Genomic DNA, 26125 nt, shown 5'->3' with positions numbered 1-26125 from the left:
GGAGTCAGGAATGAAAGTAACACTGCCAGAGTTTGAACGTGCTGGAGTTATGGTTGTCGGTGATGTGATGCTGGATCGCTACTGGTATGGGCCGACCAGCCGTATCTCTCCGGAAGCGCCGGTGCCGGTAGTTAAGGTCGACACCATTGAAGAGCGTCCAGGCGGCGCGGCAAACGTGGCGATGAACATAGCCTCGCTGGGCGCGCATTCGCGTCTGGTGGGCCTGACCGGCATTGACGATGCGGCGCGTGCCCTGAGTCAGTCGCTGGCGGACGTGAACGTGAAGTGTGACTTCGTTTCTGTTCCGACCCACCCAACCATCACCAAGCTTCGCGTCCTGTCGCGTAACCAGCAGCTGATCCGCCTCGATTTCGAAGAAGGATTCGAAGGCGTTGATCCTGAGCCGCTGCACGAGCGTATTAGCCAGGCGCTGGGCAATATCGGCGCGCTGGTGTTGTCTGATTATGCCAAAGGCGCGCTGGCGAGCGTGCAGACCATGATCCAACTGGCGCGTAAAGCCAGCGTACCGGTGCTGATCGATCCGAAAGGCACCGATTTCGAGCGTTATCGCGGCGCAACCCTGCTGACGCCAAACCTCTCTGAATTCGAAGCGGTGGCGGGCAAGTGCAAAACTGAAGAAGAGCTGGTTGAGCGCGGCATGAAAATCATCGCTGATTTCGAGCTGTCTGCGCTGCTGGTGACCCGTTCCGAACAGGGCATGACGCTGCTGCAACCGGGCAAGGCGCCGCTGCATATGCCAACCCAGGCGCAGGAAGTGTACGACGTGACCGGTGCCGGTGATACGGTGATTGGCGTGCTGGCGGCGACGCTGGCGGCGGGTAACTCCCTGGAAGAAGCATGCTACTTCGCGAACGCCGCGGCGGGCGTGGTCGTCGGTAAACTCGGGACCTCCACCGTTTCGCCAGTCGAGCTGGAAAACGCGGTGCGTGGGCGTGCGGATACCGGCTTTGGCGTCATGACCGAAGACGAGCTGAAAGTGGCCGTTGCTGCCGCGCGCAAACGCGGTGAAAAAGTGGTGATGACTAACGGTGTGTTCGACATCCTGCATGCGGGTCATGTCTCGTATCTGGCGAATGCGCGTAAGCTGGGCGATCGCCTGATTGTGGCGGTCAACAGCGATGCCTCAACCAAACGTCTGAAGGGTGAAACGCGTCCGGTGAACCCGCTGGAGCAGCGCATGATCGTGCTCGGCGCGCTGGAAGCGGTGGACTGGGTGGTCTCATTTGAAGAAGACACCCCGCAGCGCCTGATTGCCGGGATCCTGCCTGACCTGCTGGTGAAGGGCGGCGATTACAAACCAGAGCAAATCGCAGGTAGCGAAGAGGTCTGGGCGAATGGCGGTGAAGTGATGGTGCTCAACTTTGAGGACGGGTGTTCAACCACCAACATCATTAAGAAGATCCAGAAAGACAGTCAGTAAAAAACGGGCCAACAGGCCCGTTCGTTTTTCACCCTCTCCCTGTGGGAGAGGGCTGGGGTGAGGGCATCAGGCCGCACTTATGCCTGGTCATCCACCGGTGGAATAGCTGGCGCTGGCTTCACTTCTTCCGGCGCATTGCGGCTCTCCAGCTCGCTCAGACGCTGTTCCAGCAGCGCCAGTTTCTCGCGGGTGCGCAGCAGCACCTGAGTCTGCACATCAAACTCTTCGCGGCTGACTAAATCAAGGCGAACCAACTGTGCCTGCAACGTCTGGCGGATTTTCTTCTCAACGTCATCACCAAACTCACGAATACCTTTCGGCATGGACTCATGAACCTGACGCGCGATCTGCTCAATTTTCTTTGGGTCAATCATTGTCGTTTCCCTTGATGAAAAGGTGTTAGTGCCTATTGTAGCGCGTCATGCCGTGGGTTAAACAAAATTGTTTGAAGCTTATGCATTGCCCAGGGTAATCAATAGCGTTATAGTTATCTCGCTTATTCTCAGGGCGGGGCGAAATTCCCCACCGGCGGTAAATCAGCTTAACGCTGAAAGCCCGCGAGCGCTTTGGGTGAATTCTCAAAGGTCAGCAGATCCGGTGTAATTCCGGGGCCGACGGTTAGAGTCCGGATGGGAGAGAGTAACGATCCAGTCGGGCATGGCCCGCTCACGTTATTTTTTTGCCGCTAGTACGGCGCTCCTAAGACTGCCCTGATTCTGGTAACCATAAAGTTAATGAGGTTTTTTTACCATGAATCAGACGCTACTTTCCTCTTTTGGCACTTCAACTCAACGTGTTGAACATGCACTGGATGCACTGCGCGAAGGCCGCGGTGTGATGGTGCTTGACGATGAAAACCGTGAAAACGAAGGCGACATGATTTTTGCCGCCGAGAACATGACCGTTGAGCAGATGGCGCTGACCATCCGTCACGGTAGCGGCATCGTATGCCTGTGCATCACCGAAGACCGTCGCAAGCAGCTTGATCTGCCGATGATGGTTGAAAACAACACCAGCGCCTTTGGTACCGGCTTCACCGTGACCATTGAAGCAGCGCATGGCGTAACCACCGGTGTGTCGGCGGCTGACCGCCTGACTACCGTGCGTGCAGCGATTGCTGATGGTGCGAAACCATCCGATCTGCACCGCCCTGGTCACGTCTTCCCGCTGCGCGCGCAGCCGGGCGGCGTGCTGACCCGTGGTGGTCATACCGAAGCGACCATCGATCTGGTGACGCTGGCTGGCTTCAAACCCGCAGGCGTGCTGTGCGAACTGACCAACGATGATGGCACCATGGCGCGCGCGCCGGAGTGCATCACCTTTGCGCGACTGCACAATATGCCAGTGGTGACGATTGAAGATCTGGTTGAGTACCGCCGGGCGCACGAGCGCAAAGCCAGCTAAACATGCTGATGTGAAAAAGCCGGGGAAACCCGGCTTTTTTGTTTCTAGTGGTAGTTAATTTTGAACAGTACCACGGTTTCAAACGGCCCGGACTGAATCGCTTTCCCTTCTTCCCGTGAAAGTTCAGCCGTGTAGTTTTGCTCAACATTCATAGTATCGCCCGTAAAATCGGCGTACTCCTTGTACTGGTTGAAGGTGTAAGGCTCCGTTCCGTTAAGAATACGCAGCTTTAACCCATTCCCTATCAGTACCGCGGTGTCGTCTGCGCTAAGCGTTTCGGTTGTGTAAAACGACGAGTCCATCTTAAATCCGTCCGAGCACTGGGCATCCTGCACTTTGGTGGTTCGTATTGAAAACGTGCGCATACGCGTCTGCTGATTCACAATGTCGCGCGCGCTGAAGGCGCCGAAGTCGATCTCCTGATTTTCAGGGAAAATGCTAAACGTCGCTCCACAATCAAGCACCGTAATGTTTTGCAGTCCGTTGATGTGATACTTGAGGTTCTTCGCGTCGGCCATCTGATTAACGCCACCCTTACCGTCAAACTGCACAACGATGTAATCGCTGAGCGAACTGACATAACCATGTGGCGGCATAGTCTTAATTCTCACGAAAAGTCGTAATCGGGTGACGAACGTGCGTGAAATATGGATATCATCCGGATTGCCGGAGCAGATGCGATCCTCCCAACCCATCTGGCGGATTTGATCCGAGGTGTAAATGGTGATGTTATTGTTGTCCAGGCACTGGCGGGTATCCACGCCGTTGGGCTGGCCTGTAGCATCGTAATCTATGCCTTCATAGGTTACGCCCAGTTCATAATAGGGATCGGTTGCGGCAGGATAAGGGTTCACCCATGCAAAGACATCTTCCGGCTCAAAACTGCTCGTGACGTTGTTGTCTCACGTCACCGGAATTCTAATGTCGTCAGACTCCCATATTTTTTGGCCAACCTGAGCGTTGCTGGGGATCGCAAAAGGGGTGATCGTTTTTGTCTCCTCGACGGGGCCGCCAGATCCACCCAGATAGCAGTTAAGCGCCAGCGCGTCTTTCAAAGGCAGCGCTGAAAGCAGCAGGATAACCAGCAAACTAGCGAGCTTTTGCATCTTTGTCGATTTTCCGTTCGGTAAGTTTACATTGCGCCATTCCGGTGCACTGCACGTCGACTTTTTTTAGGGCGCCGTAATCGTCGATATAGCCGATGCTGTAATAACTACCGTGGTAATTACCGGTAGAGGCGGTTGCCGTGGCGAAAGGCGCAATCATCAGACTGTCGAAACCCGGCAGCATGGTTTTGGCATTTTTGCTCAGCCACGCCAGCGTGATGTAATACGGCGTAGGGTTGTGGACCGTGAGCCCTTTCGCGTTGGCGGTAATTTCCATTCGCATTTCAGCCAGTTTGCCGGATTTTTTGCTAATCGCTTCCGGACGCCAGAACAGCTTAATTCGGCTTTGCATGGCAACCTGCATCACGCTGCGCTCCTCGCTGGCGCTGATGCTTTTTGGCGGTACTTCACGCAGGTTGAAATAAAACAGCGATTCCCTGTCTTTTGGCAACTGGCGGGTGGCGGCTTGTTTAACAATTCTTACCTGCGACGAGGTGCCCGCTTCGATACGTTGAATGGGGGGAAGCGCCATAAAGTGCGTATCTTCTTTTTGCCCCTTTTCGTCTTCAATCCAGGAGAGCGCCAGATAAGGTAAAGCCTTGCTCTGGTTGTCCACTTTCAGGCTGCTGGCCTTGTCGCTTTCTGGAAAAACAATGCGCGTGCGGTCCAGATTAATGGCCGCATGGGTGGTAAATGCTGTGCTGATTAGCATCAGGCACAGGCTTTTAATCGGCGTTAATTTCATGATGATTTCTTACTGACACGGCAGTATCAACTGCATACTGTTTTCTAAGTGAGAAGGTAACGAGAAGCGACACTGTTGGTTGTCGCCCCATATCACGCGAAACTGCTGTTCTGGCTCAACGGCGCCGAGCCAGACGTGGCCTTCATCAGCCACCATCCCAACCTGCAAATCGTTTGCTTCCAGGCGAACAATCGCCCCGAGCGGTGGCGTTCCTGATGACATCCGCAGAACACCTGCCACGTCCCGACCTGCACGCGTGGCAATCTGACGAAAACCAATGGCCCCCTCAGTCCAGGTTGAGGTCACGACGCGGTTGTCCACGTCCACGCCATCCGGAAGGTTGTTCATATTGATCTGCACGCTGGAGGGGGAATAGCTGGAGAATGACGGTAAAACGCCGATGCCAAAACGGTTGGTCTCATCTCGCGACATGTTCAGCGGGATATTGCCTACCCCGTCGGTGCTGACCATTACGCGGGGTTCATTACCGTAGCTGCGCCGGTGCAGCGCGGCGCCTTTCACCGTTGAGGTGAAGGAACCGCTCCAGCTTGCGCTGAGGGAGTTATATTCTTCAGCTTTATAGCTGCCGGAGAGATTAAGATCGCCGTACGCAGAATAATGCTGATAATTCCCGCTGAACTGCGCCCCGGAGTCTGGCTTCCCGCTCTCCGCGCCCGCGGAAACGCCCCAGGTGTTATTGCGATCCGACGTGTCATACCACGACACGTTATGGCTCAGCGTGTCGCGGTTACGCAGGTCATAGTTAAGTCGATGATCGGGATCGAGCGGTACGCTGAGCGAGAGATAGAACTGAGTATCGTCACTTTCGTCTTTCTCATCGTAATGCGTTTTACTCCAGGACAGGGTTACGCCAAGGTTCTTCCAGCGGCCCATATCAAAGTTGTAGCCCGCCGTGATACTGCCGGTCGTGGAGGGTGAATCATTCCACCATGTCTGACGCAGCATATTGACGTACAGGTTCAGGGATAACGCCGAAATGTACTGGCTTGCCGTCACGCTCAGGGTTTGTTTTTCCGACTGGCGGTCACCGTCGTCATAATTAAGGTAGCGGGCGTAGCTCAAAAACTGTGGATCTGAGTAGCGGTAGCTGGCGAGCGTAAGCTGACTGCCGGTGGTATCGAAACGCTTGCTGTAGTTAATGCGATAGCTGTAACCCGTCTGGCTGCGCTGGTGTGGCAGCTGGCTGGTGGCCTGCGTGACGTCAAAAGAGAGCGCCCCCAGCCAGGCCATATTCTGGCCGATCCCGGCAGCGACGGAACGATAGCGGTCGCCATCGGCCAGCGTACCGCCATACAGGGAGGTGTGCGACAGCATGCCCCAGGAAAATTCGCCGCTCATGAAGGCGTTATCTTCAACGTCATGGGAGGCACCCTGGCGCGCTTTACCCGCCGCGAGCTTGTAGCGCACCTGACCCTTGCGCGTTAAAAATGGTACGGATTCGGCCGAGACCTGGAAGGTGCTGACGCGTCCATCCTCTTCCGTGACTTTGACGTCCAGCGTGCCCTGAACCGACTGGTTAAGATCCTGAATAACAAAAGGACCTGGCGGCACTTTACTCTGGTAAATCACGCGATCGGCAAGGCTTACGGTTACCGTGGCGTTGGTTTGCGCTATCCCGGTAATCTGCGGGGCATAGCCGCGCAGCGACCATGGCAGCATACGTTCATCGCTGATTAGCGATGCGCCGGTGTAGGTAAAGGCGTCAAAAATTGCGGACTGGAAATCCGTTTCACCCAACGTCAGTTTCGCACCGATCGAGGGCAGAGGGCGGAACATATACACGCGTGAAAAACGTCCATTATGCTCCGAGCCTGCGTCAGTATGACTTTGCGTGTACTGGTAATCGCTGCGTAGCCGCCACGCGCCCATGTTCGCACCGGCGGTGCCATAGGTATTGGCGTTGTCATTGTTGCTGCCGCTATTGGGCTGATAATGGCTGGCAAAAAGATTGTAATCCAGCAGTACGCCCGGCACGCCGTTGTCCCAGGTGGATGGCGGCATCCAGTCAACCGCACGGTATTGCAGCCACGCCTGGGGGATGGTCACTTTCAGGGTCTGGCTGCCTTGCTCAAAAGTAAATTTGATGTCTGGTCTGGCGGCGAAATCAACGCATCCCTCTTTCTCCGGCAAAGCGTGACGAATGTCATCCTGCAACGCAAAGGTATCGGTCAGCTCGGGGGGAATACAGACCTGAACGGCGTTATTTATTTCTCGCCAGCGAAGCTGCCAGCCATTTGCCAGCGGAATATCATTGACGGCAACCGTAACGAAATAGCTTCCCGGCGTAACCGATATTTGATCTTTAAACAGTGATAAATCGACGCTGCCGCGCTGATCTTTATCGATGGCGTTTATATTAAACTCGGTGGCAGAGGCAACTTTCGTCATTAACAGGGACGCAATGATGATTATCCATTGTAATTTGTATGTCATCATCCTGTTACTCGAGTAAATAGAGAGTGCCGACCGGTATGAATTACCAGTCGGCTGGTGCCGTGACGTAACAGAATTATTTGTACATCAGGACGTAGTTAGCCGTGGCTTCAACCTGGCCTGCCGTCGCAGTTTTACCTGTAGGGACTTCCATAACCGCTTTGAAATGCAGCGTCTGGGTGGTTGAACCCGCCAGCAACTCAACCTCGTTGGCCTCTCCCAGCGTGATAGCAGACTCCGCGTTATCCAGCAGACGCACCCCCACGTTCTGCGCACCGCTTGCATAGGTGTTGCTCATCAGGCTGGTATCCGCCGCGTCTGTCGCTGCGCTGGTAAAGGTCACATCCACTTTGGTAATTGGCGTGTCGGTCTCGTCTGCCGGATCGTCAAGCTGGCAGTTCTCCAGATTGATATCGACCGGAACCGGGGTAGATTTTTTGTTGGCGTTGATAACGGCCGTGGTCACTTCACCCAGATCGACTTCTTTATCAACGCTGTCTGGTGCGATACTGCACGGTGCGTCAATAACAATACCTTTGAATTTGATTTTTCCTGAGCCTTGATCATCTGCAAAAGTAGCACCCGATACAATGACTGCCATAGCCGTCGCTAACAGTAGTTTTTTACCCATATACATGAAAATATCCTTTTTCAGAGTGATTCATAATGTGAATATTAATTTCAGAATACTCGCGAAGTATACGAATTGGGGTGGGGAGACGCGATTAACATGACTTAAATATATTTTTAGATGGTTTTAATTAATATTTGCAGGCTATTTTAAGAGGCGTGGTTTTTCAGGGTTTTAACAGGTTTATATTTGCGGGTTATTATAGGTGAAATATATAGGATTGTTTTTTTGAATAATATAAAGCCTCCGTATAAAACGGAGGCATAAATTCTTAGCCAATACCGGCCGTTTGCAGCAGTACCAGACTCATCCCCATCACTGACATTCCACACAGTACGCCGTAGCTGGGGTTATTGTTGGGATCGATCTCTTTCGCCAGCGGCATCAGCTCATCGACAGAGAGCGCGACCATAATCCCGGCCACGGCAGCCATAATCGCAGCCATCACAATCGGGGAGACGAGGCTACCGAGGATCAGCCACGCCAGCACGCCGCCGAGAATTTCAGCCATCCCGGAGATACCCGCCCAAAAGACAGCCGTACGTTTTGAACCCGTGGCGGCATAAACGGGCCCGGCAACGGCAAGTCCTTCAGGAATATTGTGCAAAGCCACGGCCAGCGCCACACCAAAACCCATTTCCAGGTTGCTGCTGGCCGTGACATAGGTGGCGATACCTTCCGGAAAGTTATGCAGGCTGATACCCAGCGTCAGCAGAATGGCCGTGCGTTTGATATTGCCCGGGATGGGGGTAACGCTTTTTTGCATTAAATCCTGCGGGTGCGCGTGAGGAAGAATACGGTCGAGCGCAAAATAACCCAGCAGTCCAATGATAAACATGCCATAGCCCAGAACAGGCGACATACCTTCGGTGTGAAGCGCGGCGGGCAGCATCTCCATCAGCGAGATAAGCAGCATGATCCCGGCGGCGAAACCCAGCGAGAAGGCCAGAAGGCGATTAGAGGGTTTTTGCCCGAGTACCCCGAGGAACGCACCGATAAAGGTTGCGGCGCCCGCGAGTAAGGTCAAAATCAACGGTACTGACATGCATTCTCCTTAAGCGATATCTGACATTCAAATTTCCTGATGATGATCTTCACGGTTATCTGCGTTCATCTTCACCTGAATGCGCGTAATGTAGGCCCATCACATTGACACCTTCTCTAAGGATATCACCATGTCTTCTTCTCGTATGCCAGCACTGTTTTTAGGCCATGGCAGCCCAATGAACGTCCTGGATGATAACGTCTATACCCGTGCCTGGCGTCAGCTGGGTGAGACGTTACCGCGTCCGAAGGCAATTGTGGTGGTCTCTGCGCACTGGTTTACCCGGGGTACCGGTGTGACGGCTATGGAAGCGCCAAAAACGATTCATGATTTTGGCGGCTTTCCGCAGGCGCTGTATGACACGCATTATCCTGCTCCGGGCTCCCCCGAGCTGGCGCAGCGGCTCGTTGATCTGCTCGCCCCTGTTCCGGTTGCGCTGGACAAAGAAGCCTGGGGCTTTGACCACGGCTCATGGGGGGTGTTGATCAAAATGTATCCGGATGCCGATATCCCGATGGTGCAACTGAGTATCGACAGCACCAAACCGGCTGCCTGGCACATGGAGATGGGGCGTAAGCTGGCTTCGCTTCGTGATGAGGGCATCATGCTGATTGCCAGTGGCAACGTGGTACACAATCTGCGTACGGTACGCTGGCACGGTGAAAATACGCCGTACCCCTGGGCAACAGCCTTTAATGACTATGTAAAAGACAACCTGACCTGGCAAGGGCCGGCCGAACGACACCCTTTGGTGAACTATCTGGATCATGACGGCGGTTCGCTCTCTAACCCGACGCCGGAACACTTCTTGCCATTGCTGTATGTATTAGGCGCGTGGGATGGTCAGGAGGTTATTACGATCCCGGTCGACGGTATTGAGATGGGGAGCTTGAGTATGCTGTCGGTGCAGGTGGGGTAAAAACATGTCGGGTGGCGGCTTCGCCTTACCCGACCTACATATTGAGCGTAGGCCCGGTAAGCGTAGCGCCACCGGGCAAGTCTTACTCGACGAAAATATGCGGGTAGAAACGCGACAGATCCTGCGTAATCAGCGCGCGATCTTCGCGAATGCCAATCCCGGCAGGCTGATCGTTAATAAGCCAGCTGCCGATCAACGTATAGCTGTCGCCAAACTTCGGCAGTTGATAAAACGCCTGGACGATCATCCCTTCTTCACCGTACGGCCCTTCAACCGCTTCCAGCGTTTTACCGTTTTCGATAATCGAGACGTTTGCCCCTTCACGGGAGAAAATTGGCTTAACGACGTATTTCTCCATCGGTGGGAAATCATCTTCAGCAAAGTAAGCAGGCAGCAGGTTCGGGTGATTCGGGAACATCTCCCACAGCATCGGCAGCAGGGCTTTATTGGAGATAATGCTCTTCCAGGCCGGTTCCAGCCAGCGCACGCCGGCGTCTTCCAGTTTGGTAGAGAACATTTCCCGCAGCATGTATTCCCACGGATAGAGCTTGAACAGGTTGCTGATGACCTGATCCTGCATGTCCGTAAACTGACCTTTTTCACCTAAACCGATATCTTCGATATAGAGGAATTCCGTCGCCACTTCCGCTTCGGCTGCGCAGTCCTGCAAATACTGAACCGTACCGCGATCTTCTTCGGTATCGCGGCAGCAGGCGAGGTGCAACAGGTTGAAACCGTGCTGTTCACGCAGTTCGACGAAACGCTCAATCAGCTTTTCCTGAAGGCTGTTGAACTGGTCGCTGCCTTCGGGCAAGTTTCCGGCATTCGCCTGATCTTCCAGCCAGATCCACTGGAAGAACGCGGCTTCGTACAGAGAGGTTGGTGTATCCGCGTTGTTTTCTAAAAGCTTCGGTTCACCCACGCCATCCCATGCCAGATCGAGGCGAGAGTAGAGCGAAGGCTGGTTCGTTTTCCAGGACTGACGAACAAAACTCCAGGTGTGCTTCGGAATGCGGAATTTGGTCATCAGTTCATCGCTGTCGATGACTTTTTCTACTACCTTCAGGCACATCTGGTGCAGCTCTGCGGTTACCTCTTCAAGCTTTTCGACCTGAGCGAGCGTGAGCTTATAGTAAGCATCTTCACACCAGTACGGCTCGCCGTACATGGTGTGAAAGTTGAAACCGTATTCGGTGGCTTTTTCGCGCCAGTCCGGGCGCTCAACAATACTGACTCGTTCCATGATCAGCCGCCCATTGAGCGAGTTGAGGAGCCGGTCGCACTACGCTGCATGGTGGTTTGTTTGGCAACAGACTCACCAAAGCCGCCACGGGTAATGGTGCTGGTGGTGGCTGGTTTCGGCGCCATTGCGGTTTTCGGTACGGTCATCGTACGGCCTGGCGTTGCAGCACCGTAACCCTTGCCGGTGGCATCGGTGTATTTACCGTAGGCCGGGCTGTTCGGGTTTTTGGAGCTAAACAGCGGCTGCTGCTGGTAGCCCGCACCGCCGCTCATCAAACGGCCCATCATATAACCCGCCATCAGCGGCATCCAGAAGCTGCCGCCGGACTGTGCCTGCGCCTGGTTTTCCGGTGCCATACCCGCCTGAGCAGGTGCCTGCTGGCACTGGCCTTCACCGAATTCGGCTACACAGTCTTCGCGAGAGGCATATTTCGGCGCGGTACGTTCCGCTTCTTTGAGGGCGTTGTTATAGGCCGTCGTACACTCAGCGGCTTTACCGGTTGCGCTCGCGCAGTCGTCGGCGTTTTGATACAGCGAAACCGTTTCGTCGTTTTGCTCACAGCCTGCCAGCATAAAGACGGCGGTGACCGCCAGCGCGACAGGTGTCAGGTGGCGTGCGTTCCAGCTTTTGCGGAACGACGCGTGATTCATCGTTTTTGTCCGTTTCATATTTGTCTTCCAGGACCCAGTGGTAATAACGCTCAGGATAGAGGATGAGTGGTTGAAAATGAAGCGAAGAGGGGCGAAATGCGGGGGATCTTTACGTTGGCTTACGTTCAGGTGTGATTTTGCGCCGGGTGGCGCTGTGCTTACCCGGCCTACGATTAAGTAGGCCCGATAAGCTCAGCGCCATCGGGCAAGGCTTAATGACGGAACGGATTCGTACCGCTGCTGGCAGGTGCGGTGCTACGCGCTGCCGCTGGCTGCGCAAGCGGGGCGCTGCTGTTAGGGGTGAAATTATCAACGGCGGCATCCTGCTGTGGATTTTCCGGCGCGACGCTGTCAGGCGACGTAGGGACCGGTTTGCCTAGCGTGCTGTTCAGCATTTGCAGATCCTGCTCGTTCAGCGTACCCAGCGCCTGCTTGATGTTCAGCTGGTTAATCAGATACTGATAACGTGCGCTGGAGAGCTGCTGTTTCGCGTTATACAGCGTGGTCGTTGCGTCTAACACGTCCACGATGGTACGCGTACCTACGGAGTAACCCGCTTCGTTCGCATCCAGTGAGCTCTGGGCAGAGACGACGGCCTGTTTATAGGCGTTGATGCTGCTGATAGAGGCATTTACGTTGTTGTAGGAAGAACGCACGGTCTGCACCACGTTGCGGTGTGCGCTTTCCAGCTGCTCGCTGGCGCCCACAAAGTTGTACTGCGCCTGTTTAACCTGAGAGTTAACCATCCCGCCCTGGTACAGCGGCAGAGAGAAGCTGAGACCCACTTTGTTCTGGCCAACGTTGCTGTCGTCATAGGCCTGAGAGGTCGTTTTAGACCCGCTGTAGCTGGTGTCCGATACGCCGGTAGAGGCGCTCAGGCTCAGAGTTGGCAGGTGACCATCCTGTGCAAGACGGATCTGTTCGCGCGCCAGATCCTGGCTCAGGCGTGCCTGCAACAAGGTCAGGTTGCGGTTTTCCGCTTCTTTCAGCAGAGCGTTAACCGCCTGCGGTTTGTCCGTTTTGAAACTGTCCACGTTCAGAGAGGCCAGCTCAGGATAGTAGTTACCGGTGACCTGACGCAGTGCTTCCAGGGCGTTGTCGAGGTTGTTACGTGCGGTCACTTCGTTAGCCAGTACGGTATCGTACTGTGAACGGGCGTTCTGCACGTCAGTAATGGCGACCAGGCCCACGTTAAAACGCTGGGTGGTTTGATCTAACTGACGGTAAACCGCCTGTTTCTGCGCTTCGGTGTAGGAGAGGGCGTCAATCGCGCTCAGAACCTGGAAATAGGCGGTCGCGGTATTCAGGATCAGCGTCTGCTGATCGGTTTGATAGGTGACATCCTGAATGCCGGCGCTCTTTTCCTGCAAGCTCAGTTCCCGCCATTTGGACATGTCGAACAGGGTTTGTGTAAGCTGTAAAGAGGCGCTGGTGGCATTCGAATCGATGCCATTGTTATCGCGAAAACCGTTAGTGTAGGTATAATCTGCACCTAAGCCTAACTGCGGCAGCAGTGGACTACGTGCTTCGTTAATCTTTTCAAACGCAGCATCACGATCGGCCGCTGATTTACGTAAATCAGGGTTGCCCAGACGTGCCTGCTGGTAGACCTGTAACAGGTTTTCTGCCTGGCTCATTGCACTGAAGCCCGTCAGGCTCAGGCCGATAAGGATGGGGAGCAATTTCTTCATTTGCATTCCTTGTTGTGAAGCAGTATTAGCGCTGATCTAATTAAAAATAATTGCCGATTCTAACAGAATCATCCACACCAAAAGGTTGGCGTAACGTGCCATCTGGCGGTAATTTGCTCCAATCTACCATATAGCCATACAAACGGCAGCCAAACAGCCTTGAAATTCACAATTTCATCACCATTGCTACCAGGACTCGACCGATGCAAAAACCAGAAAACGTGCCTGTCACCTTCGCCAAAAACGATGTAGAAATTATTGCACGAGAAACGCTTTATAGCGGTTTTTTTTCAATGGAACTTTACCGTTTCAGGCATCGTCTGTTTAACGGTGAGATGAGCGGTGAAATCAAACGCGAAATTTTTGAGCGCGGGCATGCGGCTGTGTTGCTACCCTATGACCCAGTGCGTGATGAAGTGGTGCTGGTCGAACAGGTGCGTATTGCGGCTTATGATACCAGCGATACGCCGTGGTTGCTGGAGATGGTGGCCGGGATGATCGAAGAAGGTGAGTCGGTCGAAGACGTCGCTCGCCGTGAGGCGCTGGAAGAGGCGGGCCTGGCGATCGGCCGGACGAAACCGGTGTTGAGCTACCTGGCAAGCCCGGGTGGGACAACGGAACGTTCATCTATTATGGTGGGCGAAGTGGACGCCAAGACAGCGGAAGGGATCCACGGTCTGGCAGATGAAAACGAAGATATTCGGGTTCATGTGGTGAGTCGGGAGCAGGCTTACCAGTGGGTAGAAAAGGGGAAAATCGACAACGCAGCGTCTGTCATCGCCCTGCAATGGCTACAGCTGCATTATCAGACATTACGACACGAGTGGAAAAAATGAAGCGTTATACACCTGACTTCCCAGAAATGATGCGCCTGTGCGAAACCAATTTCGCCCAGCTGCGCCGCCTGCTGCCGCGAAACGACGCGCCCGGCGAAACGGTGAGCTATCAGGTGAGCAACGCGCAGTATCGGTTAACGATAACAGAATCAACGCGCTACACTACGCTGGTGGAGATTGAGCAAACGGCGCCGAGCATCAGCTACTGGAGCCTGCCGTCGATGACGGTACGTCTTTATCATGACGCGATGGTCGCTGAAGTGTGTTCAAGCCAGCAGATCTTTCGCTTTAAAGCGCGGTATGATTACCCGAATAAAAAGTTGCATCAACGCGACGAAAAGCATCAAATTAACCAGTTTTTAGCCGACTGGCTAAGATATTGTTTAGCACATGGAGCAATGGCGATTCCGGTTTGTTAGCGTCATAAACCTACCTAAGGACACCATTTGGAAAGCCTGTTGAACCTGACTGTTGCTGGTGGGGCGCCAGTCAGGATATTACAAATCACCGACACCCACCTTTTTGCCGAAAAGCATGAGACGCTTCTGGGCGTGAACACCTGGGAGAGTTATCAGGCGGTTCTTGACGCGATCCATGCTGGAAAGCGGCCATGCGATCTGATCGTCGCGACGGGCGATCTGGCGCAGGATCAATCCTCCGCAGCCTATCAGCATTTTGCTGAAGGGATTGCGAGCTTTAGCGTGCCTTGCGTCTGGCTACCGGGCAATCACGATTTTCAACCCGCTATGTACAGTTCGCTTCAGGATGCGGGGATTTCACCGGCAAAATGTGTCTTTGCGGGGGACCAGTGGCAAATTCTGCTCCTCGACAGTCAGGTGTTTGGCGTTCCGCACGGTGAGTTGAGCGACTATCAGCTTGACTGGCTGGAGACAAAACTGGCCGCCGAACCGAATCGCAATACGCTGCTGTTGCTGCATCATCACCCGCTGCCGGCGGGCTGTAGCTGGCTCGATCAGCACAGCTTACGCAACTCTGCGGCGCTGGACGGCGTACTGGCGAAATTTCCGCGCGTGAAAAATTTGCTGTGCGGGCACATTCACCAGGAGCAGGATCTCGACTGGAATGGTCGCCGCCTGCTCGCGACGCCCTCTACCTGCGTGCAGTTTAAGCCGCACTGCGCCAACTTTACGCTGGATACCATCGCACCGGGCTGGCGCTGGCTGGAGCTGCATGCCGATGGCTCGCTGACCACCGAAGTTTGCCGTCTGACCGGGGCTCAATTCCGCCCGGATACCGCTTCGGAAGGCTATTGATGTCGACGCTTCTCTATCTGCATGGGTTTAACAGCTCACCACGATCGGCGAAAGCGACGCAGCTTCGCCAGTGGCTGAGCGCGAATCATCCCCACGTGGAGATGATTATTCCGCAGTTGCCCCCTTATCCGGCGGATGCGGCAGAGATGCTGGAATCGATCGTGCTTGAACACGGCGGCGAATCGTTTGGCGTTATCGGGTCGTCGCTCGGCGGCTACTACGCCACCTGGCTGTCGCAGTGCTTTATGTTACCCGCTGTCGTCGTCAACCCGGCGGTCCGGCCATTTGAGCTGTTAAGGGACTTTCTTGGCGAAAACGAGAACCCCTACACCGGCCAACAATATGTGCTAGAGTCACGCCATATTTACGATCTAAAAGTTATGCAGGTCGACCCGCTTGAAGCGCCCGATCTTATCTGGCTGCTACAACAGACGGGAGATGAAGTGCTGGATTACCGCCAGGCAGTGGCGTATTACGCATCCTGCCGCCAGACTGTAGAAGAGGGCGGTAACCATGCTTTCACGGGCTTTGAAGATCATTTCACCCAGATTGTCGATTTTCTTGGACTGCACAGCCACTGACAATCAATGCGAATTGCTAGCTTAAATCATGACGCAAACCTATAACGCTGATGCCATTGAGGTACTCACCGGGCTTGAGCCGGTTCGCCGCCGCCCGGGGATGTACACCGATACGACGCGCCCAAACCACCTGGGCCAGGAAGTAATTGATAACAGTGTGGACGAAGCGCTGGCAGGCCATGCCAGACGCGTGGACGTTATCCTGCACGCCGATCAATCGCTGGAAGTTATCGACGACGGCCGCGGCATGCCGGTAGATATCCACCCGGAAGAGGGTGTTCCCGCCGTTGAGCTGATCCTCTGTCGTCTGCACGCGGGCGGTAAGTTCTCCAACAAAAACTACCAGTTCTCCGGCGGCTTGCACGGCGTGGGGATCTCCGTGGTTAACGCCCTGTCAAAGCGCGTGGAAGTGAACGTTCGTCGCGATGGCCAGGTGTATAACATCGCGTTTGAAAACGGCGAAAAAGTGCAGGATTTGCAGGTCGTCGGGACGTGCGGTAAACGCAACACCGGCACCAGCGTCCATTTCTGGCCTGACGAAAGCTTCTTCGACAGCCCACGCTTTTCCGTTTCTCGCCTGACGCACCTGCTGAAAGCCAAAGCGGTGCTGTGCCCGGGCGTGGAAATCACCTTTAAAGATCACGTAAACAACACCGAACAGAGCTGGCGCTACGAAAAGGGTCTGAACGACTACCTGTGCGAAGCGGTTAACGGCCTGCCGACCCTGCCGGAAAAACCGTTCGTCGGGAATTTCGAAGGTGACACCGAAGCGGTGGACTGGGCGCTGCTGTGGCTGCCGGAAGGCGGTGAGCTGCTGACGGAAAGCTACGTCAACCTGATCCCAACGCTGCTCGGCGGGACGCACGTCAACGGCCTGCGTCAGGGGCTGCTGGATGCGATGCGCGAGTTCTGCGAATACCGCAACATTCTGCCGCGCGGCGTGAAGCTTTCCGCAGAAGATATCTGGGACCGCTGCGCCTACGTGCTCTCCGTGAAGATGCAGGATCCGCAGTTTGCCGGTCAGACTAAAGAGCGCCTGTCGTCACGCCAGTGCGCGGCGTTCGTCTCCGGCGTGGTGAAAGATGCGTTTACCCTGTGGCTGAACCAGAACGTTCAGGCCGCAGAAATGCTGGCTGAAATGGCGATCTCCAGCGCCCAGCGTCGCCTGCGCGCGGCGAAGAAAGTGGTGCGTAAAAAGCTGACCAGCGGCCCCGCGCTGCCGGGCAAGCTGGCGGACTGTACCGCCCAGGATCTCAACCGCACCGAGCTGTTCCTGGTGGAAGGGGACTCGGCAGGCGGATCGGCCAAGCAGGCGCGCGATCGTGAATATCAGGCGATCATGCCGCTCAAGGGTAAGATCCTCAACACCTGGGAGGTCTCGTCTGATGAAGTGCTGGCCTCGCAGGAAGTACACGACATCTCCGTGGCGATCGGCATCGATCCGGACAGCGACGATCTGAGCCAGCTGCGCTACGGCAAGATCTGTATCCTCGCGGATGCGGACTCCGATGGTCTGCACATCGCCACGCTGCTCTGTGCGCTGTTCGTGAAGCACTTCCGCACGCTGGTGAAAAACGGTCACGTCCACGTGGCGCTGCCGCCGCTGTACCGTATCGACCTTGGCAAAGAAGTCTACTATGCGCTGACGGAAGAAGAGAAAGCGGGCGTGCTGGAGCAGCTCAAACGCAAGAAGGGCAAACCGAACGTTCAGCGCTTTAAAGGGCTGGGCGAGATGAACCCGATGCAGTTGCGTGAAACCACCCTGGATCCGAACACCCGCCGTCTGGTGCAGCTGACCATCAGCGATGAAGACGAACAGCAAACCAACGCCGTGATGGATATGCTGCTGGCCAAGAAACGTTCTGAAGACCGACGTAACTGGCTCCAGGAGAAAGGCGATATGGCGGATATAGAGGCCTGATGTCCCCTCACCCTAACCCTCTCCCACAGGGAGAGGGTTAGGATCGTAGGCCCGGTAAGCGTTAGCGCCACCGGGCTTTTTTACGTCAAAACTCCATCTTCACCGTAAACTGCACTTCACGCGGGTCGCCAATCTGGTTGCCCAGGTTGTTGGTCGCAATCGACGACGTGTAGTAGGTCTTATCGAACAGATTCTTCACGTTCACCTGTAGCGTCACCGGATATTGCAGCTTCATTTTGTACGCCGCAAATGCATCCGCCACGAAATAGCCCGGCAGATAATAATCCGCACCGTTAGTCGCTGAGCGGCGGCTTACGCCGTGCCCGCCGCCGCCAATTGTCAGCGTATTCCCGGCAAACGCATTGTGAATATCGTACGTCAGGAACAGGGAGCCGGTATGGCGCGGTACGTTCGGCAGCGGTTTGCCCGCGTAGTCCGGGTCTTCCAGCACCTTCGCATCGGTATAGCCGTAGCTGGCGATAATGTTGGTGTTCTCGGTCAGCGATCCGGCGAGATCCACTTCGACACCCTGCGAGCGCACGCGGCCCGCGGTTTTGGCGACGGTTTCATCACCGACGCTCTCGGTGTACAGCACGTTGCGCTTGTGGATATCAAACAGCGCGATGTTGGCGGTAATGCCGTCGAACAGGTCGAACTTAGCGCCTATTTCATACGCGTTCGACGTTTCCGGCGGCAGGTCGCCGATGTAGCTCGCAATGGACGACTGCGGCATAAACGTCTGGGAATAGTTGGCAAACAGGGAGACTGCCGGCGTGAGCTTGTATACCAGGCCCAGCTTCGGCGTCCACTGGTCGTCGCGGCTGTCGGTGTTGACGTTAAACGGACGGCCTTTGCCCGCGTACTGGGTGTAATACTGGTAGCGCAGTCCGGCAACGGCGATCCATTTATCGGTCAGGTACAGCGCGTCCTGCGCGTAGGCGGAGTAGCTCTCCTGCTTGATGGTTTGATCGCTGTCGGCTGCCGAGACGGTGGTGCACTTGCCGAGGCTGCCGTAGCTCGGGTTGTAAATATTGAAATCCTTAACGTTCTTACAACGGATCATGTCCGTGCGCAGCAGATCGTAATTTTCATACGACACGCCGGTCAGTATCTCATTGTAAAAGCCCGCGATGTCCACGTTCCCCTGCAAATCTGCCCGCGTTGTGTGCATACGCTGGGTCGAACCCTGGGTCGCATCCACGCGGCGGGTCAGGTTGCCGGTTTTTGAATCGTAGGCCATCACGCGAGCCTGGTTATCGCTGTACTTATCCTGGCTGTAGCTGTAGTCGAACTTCGCGGTCCACTGGCTGTTGAGCCGATACTCCGCGTTAAGCTGAGCGAGGTCGGACTGACCGTCGGTCACGTTAAATGGCTCATCAAAGCGGGTTTTGCGATCGACGTCGACGGCCTTTTTGGTGTTGAGATCGAAGATCGTTCCGCGATCGAACGGCGTTTTATAGTCGCGATGCGAATAGAGCACGGTCACGGTGGCATCATCGCCGAACCAGGTCAAAGACGGGGCGATAAAGGTGCTGCGTTCGGTGCCGAAATTACGCCAGTAATCCTCGTCCTGATACTCCCCCGTCAGGCGATAGGCCAGACGCGTACCTTCAATTGGACCGGTGACGTCAAACTGTCCGCTACCGCCGCCAAAGCTGGTTGATGTGGCAGAAATCGAGCCGCCGAAGGTTTTCTCCGGGCGTTTGGTCACCACGTTAATCAGGCCGCCGGGGTCGAGAATACCGTAAAGGGTCGAGGCCGGGCCTTTTAGCACCTCCACGCGCTCGGTTGCGGCATTGAAGCTGCGCGGCAGCACGGTGCGCAGGCCGTTGGTCATGATCGAGCCATCGCGGTTTGCGCCGAAGCCACGGCGCACGAAGGCATCCTGCGTGCCGCCCAGGGTGTTGGTCTGCACCACGTTGCTGACGTTATACAGCGCCTCGTCTAGCGTGGTCGCGTTTTGGTCTTCCAGCACTTTATCGCTGACGGTATTGACCACCTGCGGGATGTCCAGCATCGGCATGTTGGTCAGCGTGGCGGTGGAGGTGTTCAGGGGCTGATAGCCGCTGGTGGCGTCGGTGGAAGCGTAAGGATCGGCAGTGACGGTAAGCGTCTCACCGTCTTTTGCTGCTGCGTGCACCAGAGGCGCCATGAACAGGAGTGAAAAGAGCGCGCGCCCTTTTACCCCGGCGAATGAAGGTGTGAACTTAGCCATTACATCTGTTTTCCCAAAATATCCTGCGATGAAATGCTCGCGGAAGAATGTGTGAGTCATTGCCCTTACGCTCTGTCCGTTAGCCTCTACGGCATCGGACTTGTAATTGAGAATCATTCAAGCATGAGGGCATGTAGTAGTAAATGGAATAAATAAAAATTTCGCTACAGAGTTTTTTCTCTGGCTAAAACGCTTCGGTTTCTTGTTTAAGGTATTGAAAATAATTAATAAAAATGAATTTTAATTTGTGCGGTGACGCTCAATTATCCCTGGGTTTTACAGGGTGTATCTTCGCTTGACTACTACATGGAGCGGCGGCAAACTCACAAAAGAGAATGAGTTTTATTTTTATTTGTTGGTTTTTTTTCTTACGTTGGCGTTCACGTGGCTCACTACATCAAAAAGCCGGGACTGGTTCTTGAGAACCTCTCCGCGGGTTACCAGAAAAAAATCATCGTTGATGATATCTCCCTTGCGATCCCCCAGCAGAAAATGACTGTTCTGGTGGGCGCAAACGGCTGCGGAAAATCGACGCTGTTAAGTACCCTCGCACGGCTGCTTCAGCCGCTCGGCGGCAACGCGGTGCTGGACGGCAAAGCCATCCACTCGCAGCCAACCAAAGCGGTCGCCCGCCAGCTCGGGATCCTGCCGCAGTCTCCGCTGCTTCCAGAAGGGTTAACCGTATTTGAGCTGGTCTCGCGCGGACGTTTCCCCTGGCAGAACGTGATGCGCCAGTGGAGCGAGGAAGACGAGCGGGCCGTGGAAGAGGCGTTACGCCTGACCGGAACGGCAGAGTTTGCCCATCATCTGGTTGAAAGCCTGTCCGGCGGCCAGCGCCAGCGCTGCTGGATCGCTATGGTGCTGGCGCAGCAAACGCCCTATATCCTGCTGGATGAACCCACGACGTACCTCGATCTTCGCTACCAGGTGGAGATCCTCGAACTGCTGCACACGCTGACGCGCCGGCACGGGCGCACCGTGGTGGTGGTTCTGCACGATCTCAACTTCGCCGTGAATTACGGTGATTCGCTGGTCTTTTTACGTCAGGGAAAGGTTGAGGGGGTACTGCATGAGGGCGACGCCTGCACGCCGGAGCTGATCAAAGCGGTGTTTGACGTCGACGTGCATATGTCGGTTAACCCGCTGACCGGCAAGCCGTTCTTTATGCCGTTCCGTCAGGCTGACGACAAACCATGATGCGCACATCTGTGGCCTTTATTCTCTTTACGCTGCTGCTTCTGGCAGGCGCGATTGCGCACCTGAGCATCGGGGCGCGCGTTATCGCCCCCCGGACGGTAGTAGACGCATTTTTCCACTTCGACCCGCGCAATTTTGAGCATAGCGTGATCGTCAGGCTGCGCTTGATGCGGCTGTGCGCCGCCCTGGTGGCGGGCGCGGCGCTCGGCGTCGCGGGCGTGCTGCTGCAATCAGTGATCCGCAACCCGCTCGGCGAGCCGCATATCCTGGGGCTGAATGCAGGGGCGGCGCTGGCGGTGGTGCTGACGAGTGCCCTCGGGCTGTCGCTGCCGTTTGGCCGCCCTCTGATAGCCGCAGCTGGCGCCGCCGCGCTCTTTTTGCTGGTGCTAACGTTCTCCTCATCCGGGCGTACCGGTCTCACGCCGATGAAGGTCACGCTGTGCGGCGTGGCAATGTCGGCATTTGCCTCATCGATAACCGCCACGGTGTTGATTCTGGATGAACAGACGCTGCTGGCCATGCGGACCTGGCTTGCGGGGGATGTGGCGGGAGTCATCGGCGAGACGATCGCTAGCGCCGCGGGGGCCGCTGCCGTGGGTTTTGCGCTGGCGCTCTGGCTGTCGCCGTCGCTGAACATGCTGGCGCTGGGCGAGAGAATGGCGCAGGGGCTTGGCGTGTCGCTGCTGAAAACGCGCCTGCTCGCGCTGCTGGCCATCGCCCTGCTGTGCGGCGCGGCGGTTTCAGTTGCCGGACCGATCGGGTTTATCGGACTCGTGGTGCCGCAGCTGATTCGCCGTCTGGTATCGGTGGACCTGCGCGTGATGGTGCCGCTTTCAGCCCTCTGCGGGGCGCTGGTTCTGCTGATGGCGGATATCGCCGCCCGTACGCTGTTTACGCCGTATGAGCTGGCAACCGGCGTGATGACTGCGCTAGTCGGCGCGCCGGTCTTTATCCTTATGGCGTCAAGGATGTTCAAATGAACCGGGCTGGATTGAGGGCAGTACGATTTTTCTCCTTCTCGGCGCTGGTTCGCCCGAGGGCGCTGCTGTATCTGGCCGTATTATCGCTTGCCGCTCTCCTGCTGCTAAGTTTTGGCCTGACGCACGGTTCGCTGCCCATTCCTGCTTCCGCCATCGGACGTGCGCTGTTTTATCCTGAACGTCTGACGGCGGATGCGCATTACATTGTGATGGATATCCGCCTGCCGCGCCTGCTGATGGCGGTGCTGTGCGGCGCGATGCTCGGCATGGCGGGGGCGGCCATGCAGTCCATTACCCGCAACGGCCTTGCTGACCCCGGTCTTATCGGCGTGAAAGAGGGCTGTAGCGCGGCGGTGCTGCTGCTGATTTTTCAGTTTCCGGGATTGGGGCCGTACTGGCGTCCACTTATCGGCATGGCCGGTGGGCTGCTGACCGCGCTGCTGGTAGTGGCGCTGGCGCGTGATATCTCGCGCCCGCGATTCATCCTGATCGGCATCGGCGTGTCATGGGCGTTTGCCGCCGCGATGGGGGTCTTTATGACGACCGCCGACGTGCGCGACGTCCAGACGGCGATGCTGTGGCTGGCGGGGAGCCTGCATACGGCAAGCTGGACGCTGGTCAGCATCGCTGCTGCCTGGACGGTGCCAGCGTTTGCGCTGCTGCTCTTTACCGCACGCGCCGCAGACGTAGCCTTGCTCGGCAACCACACTGCGACGGGGCTGGGCGTGCGGACTTCACGCCTCGCTCTGCTGCGCGTGTTTGCCCCCGTGGTGCTCACCGCGGCCTGCGTCTCCTGCGTGGGGAGTATCGGCTTTGTCGGGCTGATTGCCCCGCACATGGCGCGCCTGCTGCTGCGCGGAGGGCAAACGGCACTGCTGACGGGAAGTGCCGTACTGGGCGCGCTGCTGGTGCTGCTGGCGGATAACGTCGGGCGGCTGGCATTTCTCCCGTTGCAGCTGCCGGCGGGAATTGTCATTTCACTGATTGGCGGACCGTTTTTCCTGCTGCTGTTCTGGCAGCGTCGGGATCGATTTTAGGGGATAGAAATGCGCGTATTTTTTGCAATGCTGGTGCTGGTGGGTTTTGCTGTAGGAGCCGCAGAGCCAACGCAGACGTTTACTGACGACCTGAACCGCAACGTGGTGGTGCCGGTTAACCCGAAGCGGATTGTGTCCCTGCACGACCTGGATATCACCATTCCGCTGATCGAGCTTGGCGTACCGCCGGTTGCCAGCCATGGCCGCACCCGACCGGACGGCAGCCATTTTCTGCGTTCCAGCGGTATGCTGACGGGCATCGATTTTGATAATTCCGACATCACATTCATCGGCACCGCGGATATCGATATTGAAGCCATCGCCGCGGCGAAGCCGGATCTTATCATCACCGAGCCGACCCGCAACACGCCGGTCGAACAGCTGGAAAAAATTGCCCCGACGGTGAGTATCGATCACCTCGACGGCGGTGCGCCGGAGATCTACCGCAAGCTGGCGCAGCTTACCGGGACAGAGGCGCGGCTGAAGATTCTGGAGCGTCGCTATCAGGAGCAGATCGAGGCGCTAAAGGCGACCATCGATACGAGCAAACTGACCGTCTCGGTGATTCAGGCCAATCAGGGCAAAATCAATGCCATGCACAGCTACCACTCGCTTGGGCGCGTGCTGCGCGACGCAGGGTTCAGGTTCCCGCCGCTGATTGAGAGCATCCCGGTGGGCGGGCGCATCGACGTCAGCGCCGAGCGCCTGCCGGAGCTGGATGCTGATTTTGTCTTTGCCACCTGGCGCGGGGACACTGGCGGAAAACCGCAGGACGAGCTGGCGGCGATGGATGCGGTGATGCCGGGCTGGTGTCAGTTTCTCAACGCCTGCCGAACCGGGCATTACGTGCTCATCTCCCGCGAGGAAGCGATCTCAAATTCATTTGCCTCGCTGGGGCTGATGGCCGCGCAGGTGCAGTCGCAGATAGCGGGCCGTCCGCTGCCGGAGGCCGCACGATGATCCGAAAAATTGATGTCTACGGCGACCGCCTCCGCTCGCGGGCGCACCAGCTGACGCCGCGTCTGCTGCAGGTGGCGAGCTATATCAATGAAAATCGTGAAGCGGTTATGGAGCAGACGGCAATGGAGATTGCCGCTGTGCTACACACCTCGGACGCCACCGTGGTGCGTGCCATTCAGGCGCTTGGGTTTGGTGGGCTGCGGGATCTCAAGCAGACCCTGGAGCAGTGGTTTGGCCCGGTGGTCACCTCCAGCGAGAAGATGTCCACCACGGTAAACACGCTTACCAGCGACGTCGACGCGAGCATCGATTTTGTGCTGGAAGGCCATCAGCACACCTGCGCGGTGTTGTCCGAACCGGGCAACCGCTACGCGATGGCGCAGGCCGTGTCGCTGCTGGCGCAGGCGAGACAGGTCGCTATTTTTGGCATTGGCGCATCCGGCATTCTGGCTGAGTACACCTCGCGACTGTTTAGCCGTATAGGCCTGCCTGCGATCCCGCTCAACCGCACCGGTATTGGCCTCGCCGAACAGCTGATTGCCCTACAGCGCGGTGACGTGCTGGTAATGATGGCGCAAAAATCCGCGCACCGGGAGGGGCAGACCACGCTGCGCGAAGCGAAGCGCCTGGGTATTCCCACCATTTTGCTGACCAACGCCACGGACTCGCGCTTTAGCAAAGAGGCAAGCGTAGTGATCCACGTCCCGCGCGGTGGCGAGAAGGGCAAAATCCCGCTGCACGGCACGGTGCTGCTGTGCCTGGAGATGATTATTCTGTCCGTCGCCTCCACTGAGCCGCAGCGCACCATCAAGTCGATGAAGCGCATCAACGAGTTACACCGCGGATTAAAGCCGGGGAAGAAGAGCGGTTGATCTTCCCCCTCTCCCCGTGGGAGAGGGCGGGGGTGAGGGCGTCAAACCGCACGATGGTTCTTCCTGTACTGCAACGGCGTCTCGCCAATCCCCTTTTTAAAAGCGCTGATAAACCACGTCACGTCGGAAAATCCCGCCTGTGCGGCAATGTCACGCACGCTCGAATCCGTGTGGAGTAAACACTCGCACGCCTTACGCAATCTTAGCGTGTTCAGGTAGTCGTGAATTTTTTCGCCCGTTTCCGCATGGAATCTTCGCGATACGTAACTGCGTGATTTACCCAGCTCTTCGGCCAGCGCATCCAGACGAAATTTCTCCTGATAATGCTCGTCGAGCCAGAACATTACCTGGCTGGCGATCCCCTGGCTGTTGCCCGGCTCACCGTCGCGATCGTCGGGGAGCATCGCGAACAGGCCGATCAGCAGGCTGGCGATGCTCTCGCCGTTCATCGGCGGTTTATAGCAGCTAAACAGATGGTCGATATGGTGGTGACAGTGGGCTAAATCGGCGACCCACGCTTCGCCGCCACGGCGTGACAGCCGCTCCAGGCGCTGCCGGGTCTGGGGAAAATCCCGCAGGATCTTCAGCACCGCGTGCTGGTCGAGATGAATAATGGTGCGGCGGTAAATTGCCTCCGCCTGTTCGTCCACCATGACCTTGTGCAGCGTAAAAGGCGGGAAGAAAAACAGTCGTCCGGGGCGCATGGTGTAGTGACGATTATCGACAATCGCCACGCCAAAGCCCTCTTCCACATAGAGGATCTCCAGACACTGATGCCAGTGATGGTAGCGCACCGTATTGGCAAACAGGCGGCTGAACGAGGCCACGGTATCATTCAGGGCGATCAGTTCCAGAAGGTCGGATGTCGGCGTGTCGCGCATAGTGCAATAAAACTCAACTTTTTCCCGTCTGATCGTCTTTAT

At 56.3% G+C, this 26125-nt stretch carries 23 protein-coding genes, 1 pseudogene and 1 riboswitch; of the genes and pseudogenes, 13 read left to right on the top strand and 11 right to left on the bottom strand.

Going from position 1 to position 26125, the window contains the following annotated elements; all coding sequences use genetic code 11:
* Positions 1 to 10 precede the first annotated feature (10 nt).
* Complete coding sequence (gene hldE / locus ACQG1Y_RS20190; RefSeq protein WP_040118125.1) at positions 11 to 1441, top strand: bifunctional D-glycero-beta-D-manno-heptose-7-phosphate kinase/D-glycero-beta-D-manno-heptose 1-phosphate adenylyltransferase HldE; 1431 nt, start codon at positions 11 to 13, stop codon at positions 1439 to 1441.
* A gap of 77 nt (positions 1442 to 1518) precedes the next feature.
* Here the strand turns inward: hldE and ubiK are convergent, their stop codons facing one another.
* Entirely contained in the window at positions 1519 to 1815 is a 297-nt protein-coding gene (gene ubiK, locus ACQG1Y_RS20185; RefSeq protein ID WP_000566823.1) for a ubiquinone biosynthesis accessory factor UbiK, read from the bottom strand.
* 120 nt (positions 1816 to 1935) lie between these two features.
* Positions 1936 to 2086, top strand: a riboswitch (FMN riboswitch).
* A 105-nt stretch (positions 2087 to 2191) separates the two neighbouring features.
* Here ubiK and ribB point away from each other — a divergent pair.
* Positions 2192 to 2845 carry a 3,4-dihydroxy-2-butanone-4-phosphate synthase gene (gene ribB, locus ACQG1Y_RS20180; protein WP_015571897.1) on the top strand — a complete coding sequence of 218 codons (654 nt, stop codon included), beginning with the start codon at positions 2192 to 2194 and terminating at the stop codon, positions 2843 to 2845.
* Positions 2846 to 2889: 44 nt separating this feature from the next.
* On the opposite strand, the pseudogene ACQG1Y_RS20175 reads toward ribB, so the two are convergent.
* From ACQG1Y_RS20175 to zupT, 5 genes and pseudogenes are all read right to left on the bottom strand, one after another.
* Positions 2890 to 3951 (bottom strand): annotated as a pseudogene (locus ACQG1Y_RS20175) (fimbrial protein).
* Positions 3935 to 4696: a molecular chaperone gene (locus ACQG1Y_RS20170; RefSeq protein ID WP_368740816.1), complete on the bottom strand. Its 762-nt coding sequence runs from the start codon at positions 4694 to 4696 to the stop codon at positions 3935 to 3937. The pseudogene ACQG1Y_RS20175 and the gene ACQG1Y_RS20170 overlap by 17 nt, the downstream one beginning before the upstream one ends.
* 9 nt (positions 4697 to 4705) lie before the next feature.
* The gene (locus tag ACQG1Y_RS20165; RefSeq protein ID WP_257438850.1) at positions 4706 to 7150 is read right to left on the bottom strand and encodes a fimbria/pilus outer membrane usher protein; all 2445 of its coding nucleotides are present in this window, start codon (positions 7148 to 7150) and stop codon (positions 4706 to 4708) included.
* Between the two features lie 76 nt (positions 7151 to 7226).
* Complete coding sequence (locus ACQG1Y_RS20160; RefSeq protein WP_426737007.1) at positions 7227 to 7787, bottom strand: fimbrial protein; 561 nt, start codon at positions 7785 to 7787, stop codon at positions 7227 to 7229.
* Between the two features lie 265 nt (positions 7788 to 8052).
* Positions 8053 to 8826 (bottom strand): zinc transporter ZupT, encoded by a 774-nt coding sequence (gene zupT / locus ACQG1Y_RS20155; RefSeq protein WP_015571892.1) that lies wholly within the window; start codon positions 8824 to 8826, stop codon positions 8053 to 8055.
* Between the two features lie 130 nt (positions 8827 to 8956).
* Between zupT and ygiD the strand changes: the two genes are divergently transcribed.
* Positions 8957 to 9745 (top strand): 4,5-DOPA dioxygenase extradiol, encoded by a 789-nt coding sequence (gene ygiD / locus ACQG1Y_RS20150; protein WP_033487697.1) that lies wholly within the window; start codon positions 8957 to 8959, stop codon positions 9743 to 9745.
* A gap of 82 nt (positions 9746 to 9827) precedes the next feature.
* Here the strand turns inward: ygiD and ACQG1Y_RS20145 are convergent, their stop codons facing one another.
* The 3 genes from ACQG1Y_RS20145 to tolC all read right to left on the bottom strand — a co-directional run bounded on the left by ACQG1Y_RS20145 (position 9828) and on the right by tolC (position 13329).
* Complete coding sequence (locus ACQG1Y_RS20145) at positions 9828 to 10988, bottom strand: glutathionylspermidine synthase family protein (RefSeq protein WP_017384039.1); 1161 nt, start codon at positions 10986 to 10988, stop codon at positions 9828 to 9830.
* A gap of 2 nt (positions 10989 to 10990) precedes the next feature.
* Entirely contained in the window at positions 10991 to 11656 is a 666-nt protein-coding gene (locus ACQG1Y_RS20140; protein ID WP_017384040.1) for a DUF1190 family protein, read from the bottom strand.
* 194 nt (positions 11657 to 11850) lie between these two features.
* Positions 11851 to 13329 (bottom strand): outer membrane channel protein TolC, encoded by a 1479-nt coding sequence (gene tolC / locus ACQG1Y_RS20135; protein WP_017384041.1) that lies wholly within the window; start codon positions 13327 to 13329, stop codon positions 11851 to 11853.
* Positions 13330 to 13532: 203 nt separating this feature from the next.
* Here tolC and nudF point away from each other — a divergent pair, with 203 nt between their 5' ends.
* The 5 genes from nudF to parE are packed head-to-tail and all read left to right on the top strand — an operon-like array spanning position 13533 to position 17941.
* Positions 13533 to 14165 carry an ADP-ribose diphosphatase gene (nudF, locus tag ACQG1Y_RS20130; protein ID WP_032672007.1) on the top strand — a complete coding sequence of 211 codons (633 nt, stop codon included), beginning with the start codon at positions 13533 to 13535 and terminating at the stop codon, positions 14163 to 14165.
* Positions 14162 to 14584 (top strand): DUF1249 family protein, encoded by a 423-nt coding sequence (locus ACQG1Y_RS20125; RefSeq protein ID WP_003862516.1) that lies wholly within the window; start codon positions 14162 to 14164, stop codon positions 14582 to 14584. Before nudF ends, ACQG1Y_RS20125 begins: the two co-directional genes overlap by 4 nt.
* Positions 14585 to 14611: 27 nt before the next feature.
* Complete coding sequence (cpdA, locus tag ACQG1Y_RS20120; RefSeq protein WP_368740817.1) at positions 14612 to 15439, top strand: 3',5'-cyclic-AMP phosphodiesterase; 828 nt, start codon at positions 14612 to 14614, stop codon at positions 15437 to 15439.
* The gene (gene yqiA / locus ACQG1Y_RS20115) at positions 15439 to 16020 is read left to right on the top strand and encodes an esterase YqiA (RefSeq protein ID WP_368740818.1); all 582 of its coding nucleotides are present in this window, start codon (positions 15439 to 15441) and stop codon (positions 16018 to 16020) included. Before cpdA ends, yqiA begins: the two co-directional genes overlap by 1 nt.
* A gap of 28 nt (positions 16021 to 16048) precedes the next feature.
* Positions 16049 to 17941 (top strand): DNA topoisomerase IV subunit B, encoded by a 1893-nt coding sequence (gene parE / locus ACQG1Y_RS20110; RefSeq protein ID WP_017384044.1) that lies wholly within the window; start codon positions 16049 to 16051, stop codon positions 17939 to 17941.
* 85 nt (positions 17942 to 18026) lie between these two features.
* On the opposite strand, the gene ACQG1Y_RS20105 is transcribed toward parE, so the two are convergent.
* Complete coding sequence (locus ACQG1Y_RS20105; RefSeq protein ID WP_015571887.1) at positions 18027 to 20156, bottom strand: TonB-dependent siderophore receptor; 2130 nt, start codon at positions 20154 to 20156, stop codon at positions 18027 to 18029.
* A gap of 384 nt (positions 20157 to 20540) precedes the next feature.
* Between ACQG1Y_RS20105 and ACQG1Y_RS20100 the strand changes: the two genes are divergently transcribed.
* The 5 genes from ACQG1Y_RS20100 to ACQG1Y_RS20080 are packed head-to-tail and all read left to right on the top strand — an operon-like array spanning position 20541 to position 25202.
* Positions 20541 to 21353, top strand: coding sequence for an ABC transporter ATP-binding protein (locus ACQG1Y_RS20100; RefSeq protein ID WP_368740819.1), 813 nt, complete (start codon positions 20541 to 20543; stop codon positions 21351 to 21353).
* Entirely contained in the window at positions 21350 to 22333 is a 984-nt protein-coding gene (locus ACQG1Y_RS20095; RefSeq protein ID WP_023295453.1) for a FecCD family ABC transporter permease, read from the top strand. The genes ACQG1Y_RS20100 and ACQG1Y_RS20095 overlap by 4 nt, the downstream gene beginning before the upstream one ends.
* Positions 22330 to 23370, top strand: a complete 1041-nt coding sequence (locus ACQG1Y_RS20090; protein WP_368740820.1) for a FecCD family ABC transporter permease — start codon at positions 22330 to 22332, stop codon at positions 23368 to 23370. Before ACQG1Y_RS20095 ends, ACQG1Y_RS20090 begins: the two co-directional genes overlap by 4 nt.
* A 9-nt stretch (positions 23371 to 23379) precedes the next feature.
* On the top strand, positions 23380 to 24330 hold the full coding sequence (locus tag ACQG1Y_RS20085) for an iron-siderophore ABC transporter substrate-binding protein (RefSeq protein WP_063659221.1): 951 nt from the start codon (positions 23380 to 23382) through the stop codon (positions 24328 to 24330).
* The gene (locus tag ACQG1Y_RS20080) at positions 24327 to 25202 is read left to right on the top strand and encodes a MurR/RpiR family transcriptional regulator (RefSeq protein ID WP_015571883.1); all 876 of its coding nucleotides are present in this window, start codon (positions 24327 to 24329) and stop codon (positions 25200 to 25202) included. Before ACQG1Y_RS20085 ends, ACQG1Y_RS20080 begins: the two co-directional genes overlap by 4 nt.
* 41 nt (positions 25203 to 25243) lie before the next feature.
* On the opposite strand, the gene ACQG1Y_RS20075 is transcribed toward ACQG1Y_RS20080, so the two are convergent.
* Complete coding sequence (locus ACQG1Y_RS20075; protein WP_023295450.1) at positions 25244 to 26083, bottom strand: AraC family transcriptional regulator; 840 nt, start codon at positions 26081 to 26083, stop codon at positions 25244 to 25246.
* Between the last annotated feature and the right edge of the window lie 42 nt (positions 26084 to 26125).

Origin of the sequence: Enterobacter cloacae complex sp. 397G4, from assembly GCF_050031515.1 — a bacterium.
GTDB lineage: Bacteria > Pseudomonadota > Gammaproteobacteria > Enterobacterales > Enterobacteriaceae > Enterobacter > Enterobacter hormaechei_C.
Note: the sequence above shows the minus strand (reverse complement) of the source record. Positions and strands in the feature narration are given on the sequence as shown.